Source organism: Streptomyces sp. RLB3-17 (assembly GCF_007113425.2).
In the GTDB taxonomy this organism is placed as follows: domain Bacteria; phylum Actinomycetota; class Actinomycetes; order Streptomycetales; family Streptomycetaceae; genus Streptomyces; species Streptomyces mirabilis_D.
In genome coordinates this window covers 4519065-4532586 of sequence record NZ_CP041610.2, presented here as the reverse complement: position 1 = coordinate 4532586, position 13522 = coordinate 4519065, and the positions used below count along the sequence as shown (strand labels likewise).

At 73.0% G+C, this 13522-nt stretch carries 13 protein-coding genes and 1 tRNA gene; 5 read left to right on the top strand and 9 right to left on the bottom strand.

Annotated elements, in window-relative coordinates:
- Positions 1-65 precede the first annotated feature (65 nt).
- The 7 genes from FNV62_RS20735 to FNV62_RS20705 form a co-directional block, all read right to left on the bottom strand.
- A tRNA-Lys gene (locus FNV62_RS20735) sits at positions 66-139 on the bottom strand.
- A complete protein-coding gene (locus tag FNV62_RS20730; RefSeq protein WP_143601734.1) occupies positions 130-765 on the bottom strand; it encodes a bifunctional DNA primase/polymerase in 636 nt (211 codons plus the stop codon). Before FNV62_RS20730 ends, FNV62_RS20735 begins: the two co-directional genes overlap by 10 nt.
- A gap of 191 nt (positions 766-956) precedes the next feature.
- On the bottom strand, positions 957-1340 hold the full coding sequence (locus tag FNV62_RS20725) for a hypothetical protein (protein WP_054232844.1): 384 nt from the start codon (positions 1338-1340) through the stop codon (positions 957-959).
- Between the two features lie 161 nt (positions 1341-1501).
- Positions 1502-2836, bottom strand: a complete 1335-nt coding sequence (locus FNV62_RS20720; protein WP_054232845.1) for an AAA domain-containing protein — start codon at positions 2834-2836, stop codon at positions 1502-1504.
- Positions 2833-4437, bottom strand: a complete 1605-nt coding sequence (locus FNV62_RS20715; RefSeq protein WP_143608196.1) for a hypothetical protein — start codon at positions 4435-4437, stop codon at positions 2833-2835. Before FNV62_RS20715 ends, FNV62_RS20720 begins: the two co-directional genes overlap by 4 nt.
- Positions 4428-5642, bottom strand: coding sequence for a hypothetical protein (locus FNV62_RS20710; RefSeq protein ID WP_225900852.1), 1215 nt, complete (start codon positions 5640-5642; stop codon positions 4428-4430). Before FNV62_RS20710 ends, FNV62_RS20715 begins: the two co-directional genes overlap by 10 nt.
- Complete coding sequence (locus FNV62_RS20705) at positions 5593-6591, bottom strand: phosphatase PAP2 family protein (protein ID WP_097284850.1); 999 nt, start codon at positions 6589-6591, stop codon at positions 5593-5595. The genes FNV62_RS20710 and FNV62_RS20705 overlap by 50 nt, the downstream gene beginning before the upstream one ends.
- A gap of 258 nt (positions 6592-6849) precedes the next feature.
- Here FNV62_RS20705 and FNV62_RS20700 point away from each other — a divergent pair, with 258 nt between their 5' ends.
- Positions 6850-7446, top strand: a complete 597-nt coding sequence (locus FNV62_RS20700; RefSeq protein WP_060901880.1) for a histidine phosphatase family protein — start codon at positions 6850-6852, stop codon at positions 7444-7446.
- Between the two features lie 20 nt (positions 7447-7466).
- Here FNV62_RS20700 and FNV62_RS20695 read toward each other — a convergent pair whose 3' ends face one another.
- Positions 7467-8909, bottom strand: a complete 1443-nt coding sequence (locus FNV62_RS20695) for a hypothetical protein (protein WP_054232849.1) — start codon at positions 8907-8909, stop codon at positions 7467-7469.
- A gap of 300 nt (positions 8910-9209) precedes the next feature.
- On the opposite strand from FNV62_RS20695, the gene FNV62_RS20690 reads away from it, so the two are divergent.
- On the top strand, positions 9210-9641 hold the full coding sequence (locus FNV62_RS20690; RefSeq protein ID WP_211178988.1) for a hypothetical protein: 432 nt from the start codon (positions 9210-9212) through the stop codon (positions 9639-9641).
- 74 nt (positions 9642-9715) lie between these two features.
- On the top strand, positions 9716-10633 hold the full coding sequence (locus FNV62_RS20685; RefSeq protein ID WP_143601731.1) for a spermidine synthase: 918 nt from the start codon (positions 9716-9718) through the stop codon (positions 10631-10633).
- 60 nt (positions 10634-10693) lie between these two features.
- Here the strand turns inward: FNV62_RS20685 and FNV62_RS55720 are convergent, their stop codons facing one another.
- Positions 10694-11221 (bottom strand): hypothetical protein, encoded by a 528-nt coding sequence (locus FNV62_RS55720; protein WP_079090364.1) that lies wholly within the window; start codon positions 11219-11221, stop codon positions 10694-10696.
- A 119-nt stretch (positions 11222-11340) separates the two neighbouring features.
- Here FNV62_RS55720 and FNV62_RS20675 point away from each other — a divergent pair, with 119 nt between their 5' ends.
- Positions 11341-12042: a response regulator transcription factor gene (locus FNV62_RS20675; RefSeq protein WP_054232853.1), complete on the top strand. Its 702-nt coding sequence runs from the start codon at positions 11341-11343 to the stop codon at positions 12040-12042.
- A complete protein-coding gene (locus FNV62_RS20670) occupies positions 12039-13421 on the top strand; it encodes a sensor histidine kinase (RefSeq protein ID WP_054232854.1) in 1383 nt (460 codons plus the stop codon). Before FNV62_RS20675 ends, FNV62_RS20670 begins: the two co-directional genes overlap by 4 nt.
- Positions 13422-13522: the final 101 nt, after the last annotated feature.

Here is a 13522-nt window from a genome sequence, read left to right as displayed (position 1 = left end):
CTCGCCCGCGCGGAGCCGGACACGCAAGAAGCCCCTCGCTTTCGCGAGGGGCTTCTCACCGTCTGTGCGCCGCCAGGGACTCGAACCCCGGACCCGCTGATTAAGAGTCAGCTGCTCTAACCAACTGAGCTAGCGGCGCCTGCTGACGTCGTAGACCTTAGCATCCTGATCGGCGGGAGGAAAAATCGATATCCGCACCGCGGCGGAGGCGGCCGTGCGGGCCGCCCGGACGGCGGCCCACACCAGGATCTCGGGTCCCGGAAGCCACGGATGCCGGGTGTCGGGGGCCACCAGCCAGCGGGACGTGAGGTGGGCGACGGGGCTCAGGGCGGGCACGGTCACGGCGTCGCCCACCCCGTGGCAGAGCAGCGGAGGAATGGCGTCGACGCGCCCGGATCCCCCCGACTCGCCCGCCCCCCACTCCTCCCACTCCAGGAGCGACGGCAGGCGCTGTGCGGTGCCCGGCGCGCTGAACAGCAGCGTTCGTCCGCGGTGCACGGCCACCGGGCCCGAGCCCGGCCCCTCGTCCCACAGCTGGTCGAGCATCCGCCGGCCGAAGATCGCGGGCACGTTGACGATGTCGAAGGCGGTGCCGCAGGGCAGGACGACCGGGGCGGTCGGGCGCTCCTCCCAGAGGGTGAGGGTGCTGCGCGGATACGTTCCTGCCGAGGCGAGCCAGGCGGCTCCGTCCGGGGTGACGCCGCAGACGTCGAACCGGTCGGGCAACGGGGCGGCGGAGCTTGCCGGATTCCGTGTGCTGCTCATGGCTATGAGATCTACCGTCGGTAAGCACCCGGCCCCCGAGAGTTGCGAAAACCCGGGACAGAACGCCGGGGGAGGAGTACCTTGCCCCGCGGCATATGCCAGGCCTTTGAGGCCTCAGGGGCGCGGCGAACTGCGTGACAGGCCCGGGCGGCGGGGGCGAGAGACCTCGCGATCACACCGAACAGACCGGCTCACGCATGGTCGCCCACCCCATGCCCGAGTCCCCGCCCGTCCCCCTCGGCTCCCCGCAACAGATCCCGCCCGAACTCGATCATCTTCTTCGCGTAGTCCTCGGTCCACTCGGCCCGCTCGGCGATCGAAGCCGGTGTAAGCCGATCGAACCGCCGAGGATCGGCCAGCTGCGCGGCGGCGATCGCCTGGAACTCGAGCGCCCGATCCGCCGCGGCGCGAAACGCGAGCGTCAGCTCCGTGGCCCGCGCCAGCAGCGCCCGAGGATCGTCGATCGACTCGAGATCGAAGAAGTGCTCCGGATCACCGGCCGCCTCCGCGGGCTCGAAGAGCAGGGGCGCGGGGCGTAGCCGCGGTTCGTTCCGACGCGGCGTGGGCTCCGCCATGTCTTCTCCTCCTCGTACGGTTCAGGGGCCCGCTTCGTGGGTGGGCCAACGTCCATTCTCCCCCGTCCGCGCAAGTAGGCCCGTGTGACCGGACCCGTACAACCGTGCCATCCGGACCCACGGCCGCCACCTATGGATCCGCCATGGATCCATGGATGGATCTACGGTCGCCACAGCACCCGATGCTCCGCCAGATGCGACAGCACCGCGTGATTGGCCTCCCAGCCGTCCGGAAACTTCACCGTGACCCCCAGCTGCACCGGCTCCGTCGACGGGTGGTCGTCCAGCAGTTCCGTCACTCCTGCCCGGCACACCACGATGCACGCGTGCCGATGCCGCGAGGCGAGGACGCACAGCCGCCCCGTCTCCAGGTGGAACGCGGTCGCGTCGGGGCGCCCGGACAGCGGATGCAGCACCACGGTGACGTCGAACTCCCGCCCCTGAAGCCGATTCGCCGTGTCGACGGTGACGTCCGCGACCCCGAGGTCGGCGAGCGCCGCCCGTACGGCCGCCGCCTGGTCCCGGTGCGCCGTGCCGACGGCGATCCGGTCGGCGGTCAGCGGCAGCGGTTCGTCCGCCCGCTCCGAGGTGGCCGCGCCGCCCCGGTCCAGCAGCCGTCGTACGACCTGGGCCACCGCCCGTACCGCCTCCGGGTCCGTCCGCGGCGTGTGCCGGGCCGGCAGCTCCAGCAGCCCCCAACCGGCCTCCGCCGCTTCGTCGATGACCCGGTCGGGACCCGAACCGTCCGACGCCACAGCGAACTTCAGCCGCCGGTCACCATGGCCGGTGCCGCTGCGGAACGGCGTGTACGGGTAGAACGCGTTCGAGACGAGCGGCGCCGCGGAGGCCGGCAGCCGCCAGGACACCGGGAGGCGGTGCTGCGGCAGTTCGGGGTTGTGGGCCAGCAGTGTCGTCACCGCGGACGCCGACGGGTCGTACGACAGCCCCGCCCACTGCTCCGAGCCGACGATCGCGAACGGGTCCAACTGCCCTGGGTCGCCCACGAACAGCGCCCGCTCGAAGAGCCCCGCCACGGCCAGCAGCGCGTCCGACCGCATCTGGTAGGCCTCGTCGACGATCGCGTGCCGCCACGGCTCGACCCCCTTGACGTGGGCCCACTTGGCGGCGGTCGAGATGACCACGTCCAGGCCGGCCAGATCGCCGGCCTTGGTGGACTTGCGTACGTTCGGCAGGTCGTCCAGAGCCTTGTCGTAGGGGTCGGGATCGCTGCTGTGCAAGCGCCCCACCGGCAGCTCCCCGTTCTTTTCGGCGAGTCGCAGCACCAGGTCGTCGACCTGGGCGTTGGTCTGCGCGATGACCATCAACGGGCGTCCCGCGGAGGCGAGTTCGAGCGCCGCGCGGACGACGAGGGTGGATTTCCCGGCACCCGGGGGCGAGTCGACCACGACACCGCGGTGCGTGCCGTGCAGGGTGTCGTCCAGGATCGCGTCGGTGGCGCGGCCGGCCGCGGCTGCGGGATCGAAGACCGTGGTCACAGGATGTCCTCCTCGGTCACCGGGTCCGGCTGCGGTACCGCGTCGGGCTCGCCCGGGGGTCCGCCGTGCGTCCACGGGGTGTCCTCCGGGTCGGGCAGCTTCGCGCCGCCCCGCTGCTCGTGCTCGAAGAGCGTGAAGCAGAGGAGGTCCCCCTTCTCCGGCACGGACCCGGTCTCGGGTTCCTTGCCGCGCCCCATCTTGTCGACGATCCGCAGGACCACCAGTCCGTCGCCCTCCGACGACTCCTCGTACCCGACGAACTCGGCCGCCTGCGGCTTCCCGCCCAGCGACCGGTACACCTTCGTCCGCTCCCCGAGGTGCGGCCGGTCGTCCGTGCGCACGGTCACCAGGGGACGGGGGCTCGGCCGCTTGCTCTCGCTGTACGCCATGACGACGTCCGTGACCTCACCCGCGAAGGCCTCCCCGACCAGCCGCCGCCCGGCCATGACCAGCGGATCGTCCAGGGCTTCCTGCGCGTCCAGGCGGGCCTGTTCGCGCTCGCGCGTGGCCAGCTTGTTCGCCGCGGTGACCGCGTCGTCACGGCGTGGCTGCGGGGGCTCGCCCGCGGTGATCCGGTCGCGGTGGCCGGTGAACGACCAGCGGTCGCGGGTCCACCGGTCGGCCGCGTGGGTGCCCTCGGGGAGCGTCCGCAGCAGGTCGAGGCCGCGCCACACCGCGTCCCAGGTGGGCCGGGTGACCTGCTCGACGAGAGCGCGGATCTCCCGCTCGGCGGCGGTGAGTTCACCGAGTCGGTCGTCCGCCTCCAAGCCGTCCTCGGCGGCGGCGAGGGCGGTCCGCGCGCGGTCGTAGCGCTCGATGGCGGGAGCGAGCAGTTTGTTGTCGAAGGCGGGGTCGGTGGCCGGGCCCGCGGGCGGGCACACGAGCTGCCCCCGGGCATCCCGCCGCAACTCGGCCCGCAGCGCGCCCGCCGCGCCCGACGCACCCTCCGGGGGGTCGATCCAGGCGAGCAGCGCCCCCAGGTGCTGGTCCTCCAGGCTGCTCTGGCCGGTCGCCCAGTGCCGGGACAGTACGTCGGTGAGGGCGAGCAGCAGGGCGGAGCCGGGCACCCGGGCCCGCTCCCCGAAGTGCGTCAGCCACCGCCCGAGCAACGGCACCCGGGGCGGCGCCGGATGGGGTGCCTCCGGCTCCTGCTCCGCGGTGCGCCGAAACCGCGTGGAGCGGCCGAGGAGCCGCACGAACTCCACACCCGCGCGGCTCGGCACGATCAGCTGCGGGGCGTCCGCGCACAGTTCGACCTCGACCTTGACGCGCTTGCCGGTCTCGGGATCGGTCTCGCTGCGCTCGGCCGCCTCCACGACGTCCGCGTACGTGTCCACGTACGGCAGTACGACATCGGCCAGCTCCGCCAGGAACGCGAACCGCAGGTCCCGGTCCCGGGGCTGGGGCACGACCAGCAGGCGGGGCGCGTCCCGGTCCGTGCCCACCAGCGCCCCGAGCGGGGCCCCGGCCTCACCTGCGGTGGTCAGCGGTACGAACACCAGGGGCCGCTCGGTCAGATGCCGGTGCCGCACGGTGGCGAGGGGCTGGGCCCGCCCGCTCTCGACGGCCTCCAGCCGGGCGAGGGTGGCGATCAGCGACAAGGGGCCACCTCCGGGAGGGCTTCGCCGGCCTGCTCCGGCCGGCCGGTGGGAGGCGTCGCGCGCCCCCGCAGGGCCTCCGAGCGCAGCGCCGCGGCCCTGCGCAGGGCCACGACCGCCGGATCGTCGGGGTCCCCGGCCGCGCCGTGGGCCGCCGCCAGGACCTCGCCGATCGTCGTCAGCCCGCCCAGTTCGGAGCGGAGCGACCGCCCCAGGGCCGTCACCACGCCTTCGGCGCGGGAGCGGTCGCGGCAGTGGAAGGCGAGCTCGCAGGCGGCCAGGCACTCGGGGGCGTACGTCGCGGGGACGGACTCGACGGCGGTCGTCAGGTCGGCGACCGGGAGGTCGGGGGCGAAGCAGGTGCCCTCGGGGAGGGTGTCCGCGATGTCCTCGACGCGGGTGAGGCGGGCCAGCTGGCGGCGGGTGACCGCGCGCTGCTTGCGGATGTCGACGGCGGACGCGGCGGGCAGGTTGGAGAAGTCCTTGGGGCAGACCAGCAGGACCCGGTGGCGGACGTCGGGGACGGTGCCGCCGTCCTCGGCGCCACGCCCCTGTGGCCCCGCCCCGAGGCGCGCGGCCACCTCCTCCAGGGCGAGCACGTAGACCGCGGACTGGCGGGCGGCGGCGCCCACCTTCGCCGGGTCCGCGGAGCCGTCCAGCATCGGGAAGGACTTGATCTCGACGACCGTCCAGCTTCCGTCGGGGTGGACGACGACGGCGTCCGGCTCGAGGAAGGCGGGGGAGCCTGCGACGTCGAGGGCGAGCATGGGGTGGTCGAGCAGGGTCCAGGCGGCGGCCGTGGTGGCCTCGCGCAGGGCGAGCGCCGTACGGGCCGCGCGGCCCTCGGGGCCGACCGCGCTCAGGTCGGGGACGACACCGGCAGCGGGTGGCTCGGCGCCCGGGTCCAGCTTCTCGTGCACCAGCCGCAGCAGCTCCGCGCCGCCGTCGGCCTTGACCCGCGCCTCGAACGCGTTCCCCCGCATGAAGGCGAACTGGGACTGGCCGAAGGCGGACGGCGAGCCCAGCGCGTCCGCCAGCTGCGCCTTGTCGACGCCCGCGCCGTCCAGCAGGGCGCGCCGGTCGCACCCCGGGTTCGCGGCGAGCGCCGCGAGGGCCCGCGCGTCCAACGCCTTGGGCGGTACGGCGGAACCGCGCAGCTCAGCGAGCCGCTGCCGTAGCACCTTCCCCGGCGTCCTTGGGGGAGGCACCCGGCTCGGCTTCGGGCCCGGTTCGGGACTCGCGCTGTCGGGGAATTCGCTCACCCGCGGAAGTCTGGCATCCGCCACTGACAATTGAGGAACGTGCGCCGTGCGAGGCGCCCGCGACCCACGGGATGCGGGCACCGAGCAGCCCCCGCACGCGGTCCGCGAGCCGCATCACGTACGGGGTCAGCAGCAGCCCGATGCCCATCACCGCGGCACCCGCCGCCGCGTCGAGGAAGTAGTGGTTGGCGGTGCCCATCACGACGATCGTGGTCAGCAGCGGATAGGCGATGCCCGCGAGCCGGACGACGGGTGTGCGGCCGTAGCGCCACAGCATCACTCCGCACCACAGCGACCAGCCCACGTGCAGGCTGGGCATCGCCGCGTACTGGTTGGTCATGCCGCCGAGGCCGCGCGGCGCGCTCGCCTCGCCGCCCCACCAGCCGTACGAGCTGTACTGGGCCATCGTGTCGACGAAGCCGTGGCCCGCGGAGAGCAGCCGGGGCGGGCAGGTCGGCATCAGCGTGAAGCCGATCAGCCCGATCAGCGTGGATGTCATCAGCCAGGTGCGGGCGGCGCGGTAGCGCACGGCCCGGGAGCGGAAGAGCCAGATCAGGATCGCGGGCGTCACCAGGTAGTGCAGCGACGCGTACCAGAAGTCGGCGGGGACGCCGAGCCAGGCCTCGCGGGTGAACAGCCGGTTCAGCGGGTGCTCGGCGTTGAGGTGGAGGGCCTTCTCGACGCGCAGGATCCCGAGGCCGTGTTCGACGGCGTCGTCGGTGTCGCCACGTGCGAGGAGCCGGCCCGCCGAGTACGACGCGTACACCATCACGAGCAGCGGCAGCTCGGTCCACCAGCGCAGCCGGGTGTGCGATGCGGCGGTGCGCAGCTCGGTCCACCGGCGGAGCCGGGCGCGCGGTGCCGCCTCGGTTCGCCGTGCATCGGTCTGCGGCATCCGATCGCCCTCCCCCATCTGCGTGACCTGTGGTTGTTGCTCACGTGACCAGCCGATTGCGCTCCGGTGACGCGGCCATCCGATTTTACGGTGTATGTGAACGGCTTAAGGAGGCGCCCCCTGGTCGTCAAAGACGCAGAGATCGCCCGCCGGGTTGCCCGACGCGGGGGTGAGACATGATGGAACGACCCATCTCTCAGGTCCGCGTCTCCTCCTCGTCCCGCACGTCCTCCACGCGCACCGGAAAGGCTTCTCTTCATGGCACCGCGCATCCTGCTGGCCCGGCACGGCCAGACGGAGTGGTCACTGTCCGGCAAGCACACCGGCAGGACCGACATCCCGCTCCTGGAAGAGGGCCGACGCGGCGCCAAGGTGCTGGGGGAGCGACTGCACCGGGCGCCCTTCGACGGGCTCTCGGGGGTCGAGGTGCGCACCAGTCCGCTGGCACGCGCGCGTGAGACGTGCGAACTGGCCGGCTTCGGCGAGCGTGCCACCACCTGGGACACGCTCATGGAGTGGGACTACGGCGCGTACGAGGGCATGACCCCGGCCGAGATCCAGGCGGTGCGCCCGGGCTGGTTCATCTGGCGCGACGGCGTGCCCGAGGGGGAGACCCTGGAGCAGGTCACCGCGCGCGCCGACGAGGTCGTCGCCTGGGCCCGCGCGGAGGACCGGGATGTGCTGGTCTTCGCGCACGGGCACATCCTGCGCTCGATCGGCGCCCGCTGGCTCGGCCTCCCGCTCGACTTCGCGGCCCGGATCCGCCTCAACCCGACCTCGCTGTCGGTGCTCGGCTGGGCCTACGGAGAGCCCGCGATCGAGGCGTGGAACGACTGCGGGCACCTGACCGCCTAGGCACCGGCCGGCGGCCGGGGTCACGCGATGCGCGGCAGACTCGCGTGGCGCTCGAGGAACGCCGAGACACCCGACGCCCGGCGGTGCGGCAGCAGTACGCGCGCGGTGCCCGCCAGCATGGTCTGGATGCGTGACGACTGGACCTCGCCCAGCAGGTCGAGGACGCGCAGCCCCGCGAGGGCGGCCTCGTCGGGTCGGCCGCCGCGCGCGAGGTCGTCGGCGAGTTCGGCCGTGTAGAGGGCGATGTTGCGGGTGAAGTGCGGGTCCTGGAGGTGCGCGGCGCGCCGGGCGTGCCGGGCCGCGCGGGTCCAGTCGCCCAGCGTCGACCAGCACTGCGCCTCCAGACCCTCCAGTTCGGCCTCTCCGTAGAAGGTCATCCACTCGGGATCGGTCTCCGAGGGGCCGCGTTCGAAGAGCGTCTGCGCGCGGGCGAGCGCCTGCTCGCACCCCGGTCGGTCGGCGAGTCCGGCCCAGCCGCCCGCCTCGCGCAGCGAGAGCAGCGAGAGCAGCCGCGGGGAGCCGAGCGGGCGTGCCGCGCGCTGCGCCGCCTGTGCCGCGCGCACCGCCTCGCGCGGGCGCCCCGCGTCGCGTGCCAGGAACGCCGTGTTGCAGAAGGCGTGCGCCTCCAGGGCCGGGTCGCCGGACATCCGGGCGGTCGCCAGCGCCTCGGCGTAGTGCGAGCGCGCGTCCTCGAAGCGCCCGGAGTCGTGTGCCAACCAGCCCACCGAGATCGCCAGTTCGCCCGCCCCCGCGTACAGCCGGTCGGCGGTGGTCTGCCGGGTGGTGCCCGCGTCGAGCAGTTCGTAGGCCGTGCGCAGCGGCGCCGCGGCCCGCCGGTAGAGGCCGTCGGCCCCGTGCCGGTCGTCGAGCAGCCGGATCCGGCGGACGGCCTCTTCGAGGGCACCCGCCTCGGACGTCCCCACCCGGTGGACACGACGGTCCGCGGCCGGAGCGCCGAAGGTGACCCCGAAGGGGCCCAGTGAGGCCGCCGCCACGGTGGCGGTGCCTCCAGTCATGAATGCGCGACGTTGCACGTCGCTCTCCTCGTGGTTCTCGTGCGTGTCATACGGGTCCTGCGTGTCATACGTCTCGTGCGTCTCCTCCGTCTCACCGGTGGCGTACGTCGGGCTCGTGGTGTGGGGAGGGGGCGCCTCGTCCGTGCCGCGCGCCCCTCGGCCGCGTACGGACGAGCGGGGCGAGAAGCCCAGGTCGGTCAGCGTGCGGCCGGGGAACATGTGCAGGAACACCCGTTCGTACGCGTAGTTGGGGCAGCGGATCTCGCCTGCCTCGACCCGCCCGATGTAGCGCGCGTCACAGCTGACCAGCTCCCCGATCTCGCGCGCGGCCCTCCGTACCGCCGCGGCGAACTCGCCCGGCGAGCGCTGTCCGCGCAGCCGCCGGAAGGCGAGATTCGGCCGTGGTGGCCGGGGGGACTGGGACGAGGTCAACGCTGACGACGTCATGGCCGGGCCCTCTCTTACGAACCGTCGAACCATGCCGGACTCAAGACGAGTTGTCCGTGTTGCGACGTGTGCCGCCTTGTCCCGGCGGAGCAAGAACGTACCTGCTGTGACGGTGTCGCCACGCTGGGTTTAGCTACAAAACGGATATCTCATCCACGATCTGCCATGAACTGCCATCCTTTGCGGCTGTGTTGTGCCGTAGCCGTTGACGTTCTGACGCGTTGAACCGGGTGGACCGGGAGCGCACCCGAACTCCCGACCCACTCGTGCAGGAGGAGGGGTTCCGTGTTGGAGGCCGGGATGGAGAGCACCGAGTTTCGTACGCCGCTGTCGACCGCCGAGCACCGGCCGTCCCCCGAGTGCGACGCCCCACCGGAGCCGGTCGCCGACTGCGACCTCGTGACCGTTCCGGCACGTCAGGGGCTGGAGGCGGTCGACATCCTGCGCCGCGGCGCCTGCGACTCCGTCGGGCCCGTCCTGCTCGAGGACGGCTGCGACACCCTCGGCTTCCTGGTGCCGCCCGGCACCGCGGACGCCTGGGACATGCCGGGCAGCACCTGCACCCAGACCAACGGCCGAGGCCTCAGCCTGGTGGCACCCGAGCCCCCGGTCGAGGGCTCGGACTGGCTGCTGCCGCCCGGCACCACGGACCTCGCGACCGACCCGGCCGTGCTGCGGGCGGCGCTGGGCGAGGCGGCCCGGCTGATCGAGGCCGCGGACAACTGCAGCTGACACCGGAGACACCGGGCGGCGCCCCCACGGGTTGCCGCTGCGCCGACCTCCCTGTACGCCCTGATAATGGCAGGATGGGAAGGTCGAGGAACAAGCGGTCCGACGACGAGCGGGGCGCGGCGCGTGACGCGTCGCGCGGTTCGCGCCGCGGGCAGGCGTCGGCCGGCGCCGTCGTCGAGACGGTCGAGGGCGGCCTCGCCGAGCTGATACCCGACCGGGACCGCCCGCGCGCCTGGACCCTCCTCATCGACGGCGCCCCCCAGTCCCACGTCGACCTCGACGACCCCGCCCACCTGAGCTTCGAGTACCAGCGCCGCCTCGGCCATGTCATCGACCTGGTGGCCCCGCCCGGCAAGCCCGTGCACGCCGTCCACCTCGGCGGCGGCGCCCTCACCCTCGCCCGCTACACCGCCGCGACCCGCCCCCGCTCCACCCAGCAGGTCGTCGAACGCGACGGGGCGCTCGTCCAACTGGTCCGCCGCGAACTCCCCCTGGACCCGAACGCCCGCATCCGCGTGCGCTCCCTGGACGCCCGCGAAGGCCTCGCCAAGGTCCCCGACGGCTGGGCGGACCTGGTGATAGCGGACGTGTTCAGCGGTGCCCGCACCCCCGCACACCTCACCTCGGTCGAGTTCCTCACCGATGTCCGCAGAACCGTCAAACCCGGTGGCCTGTACGCCGCCAACCTCGCCGACGGCCCCCCGCTGGCCCACCTGCGCGGCCAGATCGCCACGGCCGCGACCGTCTTCCCCGAGCTCGCCCTCATCGCCGACCCCACGGTCCTGCGCGGCAAACGCTTCGGCAACGCCGTCCTCGTGGCCTCCGGCCACCCCCTGCCCCTGGCCGAACTGACCCGCCGCGCCGCCTCGGACCCCCACCCGGCGAGACTCGAACACGGCAAACAGCTCACCGACTTCACCGGGGGAGCGCTGCCGGTCCTGGACGCGGAGGCGGTGGCATCCCCGGCCCCGCCCGCATCGGTGTTCCGCTGACAGAGGGAACTGCGCGCCCAGCCACGAATCACCCGCACCCGACCCGCAAAGCCCGCGCAGCTAATACGTGCCGATCTCCACCCGCGGCGGCCCGTCGTGCCACGTGCAGAACACCGACACCCGATCCGCCCCCGAAGTGAACTCCACCCGAATCCACGACTCCGTCTTCCACACCTGCATCGACCACCCCGAACCCGGCGTCGCCGAGACGAGCGTCGCGGAGGTCGTGCCGAGATCGAAGACGGCCCGCCCCCCGCCGGTGTCGTAACTCTTGACCTGCCCCGCCGGTCCGGAGGCGCTCGGACTCGGGTCGGCGGAGGGCGACGTCGAGGCAGCCGGCGTCGCGCTCGGCCGCGGACTCGCCGTCGGCTTCGAGGCGGAGGGGCTCGGACTCGTCGAGGGCCGACTCGTCGACGAGGCAAGCGCCTTGGCCCCCTGCGTCGTCGCCCCGCCCGCCATGATGGGCAGCGCGCGCGGCGGATCGTAGGCCGTCCCCGTCATGACCGTGTGGACGCCCCACCACGACAGCGTGACCGCCGCGCCCGTGGCGAGCGACCAAGCCAGTACGTGTACGAATCCTCTGAGCATCGCCAGTCATACTGCCTCACGCGCCCCATGGGTGTCTCCCGTGTCTCGGGACAGGACTGCGGCCCGAGTTGTCCACAGGCACCGGACCGGCACCGCACAGATGGCGTACGGTGCGGCGCATGGCAAGTGTGCTCGTGGTCGAGGACGACCAGTTCGTACGCAGCGCTCTCATCCGGCATCTGACCGAAGCCGCGCACACGGTGCGCAGTGTCGGCACCGCCCTCGAGGCGCTGCGCGAGGTTGCCCATTTCTCCTTCGACGTCGTCATCCTGGACCTCGGACTGCCCGATCTGGACGGGGCCGAGGCGCTGAAGATGCTGCGCGGTATCACCGACGTCCCGGTGATCATCGCCACCGCGCGGGACGACGAGACGGAGATCGTCCGCCTGCTGAACGACGGGGCGGACGACTATCTGACCAAGCCGTTCTCGGTCGAGCACCTGTCCGCGCGGATGGCCGCCGTCCTGCGCCGCTCCCGGGCGACGGGGGACACGCCCGCCTCGCCGGTCATCCGGGTCGGCGGCCTGTCCATCGACCCGCTGCGCCGCCAGGCCGAGCTGGACGGCGCCCGACTGGACCTCACCCGGCGCGAGTTCGACCTGCTCGCGTTTCTCGCCGGGCGGCCCGGTGTCGTCGTCGCGCGCAAGGAACTGCTCGCCGAGGTGTGGCAGCAGTCGTACGGGGACGACCAGACCATAGACGTCCATCTGTCGTGGCTGCGCCGGAAACTGGGCGAGACGGCGGCGAGGCCGCGCTATCTGCACACCCTCCGCGGGGTCGGCGTGAAGCTGGAACCACCGGGCTTGGAGCCGCTGCGATGAGGTGGGCACTGGTCAAGGTGTGCGTGGCGGTGACCACGATGGTCGTGGTGGCCTTCGCGGTTCCCCTGGGGCTCGTCATCAAGGAGATGGCCAGGGACCGCGCCTTCTCGAACGCCGAGCGGCAGGCCGCGGCCATCGCGCCCGCGCTGTCCATCACCACCGACCGGGACCAGTTGGAGCGGGTCGTCGCCTCCGCCGGTTCGGACGACGGGATGGCCGTGCACATACCGGCGAGCGACGGCGCCAAGGCGGTCGACATCGGACGGCAGCGCGCCGCCGCCAAGGACATCGCGACCACACGCAGCATCGGCCGGGCCTCCACCACCGAGGTCCCCGGCGGCTCCACCCTGCTCCAGCCCACCGCGCTGAGCTCCGGCGAGATCGCGGTCGTCGAGGTGTACGTCCCCGAGTCCGAGGTCAGCAACGGGGTCGGCACCGCCTGGGCGGTGCTCGCCGCGGTCGGGATCGCGCTCATCATCGGCTCGGTCGCGGTCGCCGACCGGCTGGGGGTACGCATGGTGCAGCCGGCCCAGCGGCTGGTCGAGGGCGCGCACGAGCTGGGGGAGGGGAAGCTCGGCGCGAGGGTGCCCGAGGAGGGGCCGAACGAACTGCGGCTGGCGGCGGTGGCGTTCAACTCGATGGCGGACCAGGTCGTACAACTCCTGGCGAACGAGCGGGAGCTGGCCGCCGATCTCTCGCACCGCCTGCGCACCCCGCTGACCGTGCTGCGCCTCAACACGGCCTCGCTCGGTGACGGGCCGGCCGCCGAGCAGACGCGGGCGGCGGTGGCGCAGTTGGAGCGGGAGGTCGACACGATCATCCGGACGGCCCGGGAGGCCAAGCCGCAGACGGCGGCGATAGGCATCGGCGCCGGGTGCGACGCGTCCGAGGTCGTCCGCGAGCGGATGGACTTCTGGTCGGCGCTCGCCGAGGACGAGGGGCGCAAGGTGCGGCTCGCGGGAGTGGACCGTCCCGTACGGATACCCGTCGCCCGGGCCGACCTCGTCGCCGCGCTCGACGCACTCCTCGGGAACGTGTTCCGGCACACCCCCGAGGGCACGGCCTTCGCCGTCGACGTGCACAACGGCGAGGACGCGGTGATCGTGCTGGTGTCGGACGCGGGACCCGGCATCGTGGACCCGGAGGCGGCGATGGCGCGCGGGAAGGGCTCCGGGAGCGACGGTTCGACCGGCCTCGGGCTGGACATCGTGCGCCGGCTCGCGGAGTCGACGGGCGGCGACGTGCGGATCGGTTCGTCGGTGCTGGGCGGCACCGAGGTGCGCATATGGATCCAGCTGGACGGGCGGGCTCCGGTGCGGCGCGGGCACCGGGGGTCCGTGCGGCGTCGTAGGCGGGGCGTGGGCGCGAGCCGGGTGTGAAGCGAATTGGTCTCTACCTTTAACCGTCCCCGATGCCTTCCTTAAGCGCACCATAAGATCGCCAACGGACGTCCCGATCAGGCGTTTTGCCTGGTTTCGGA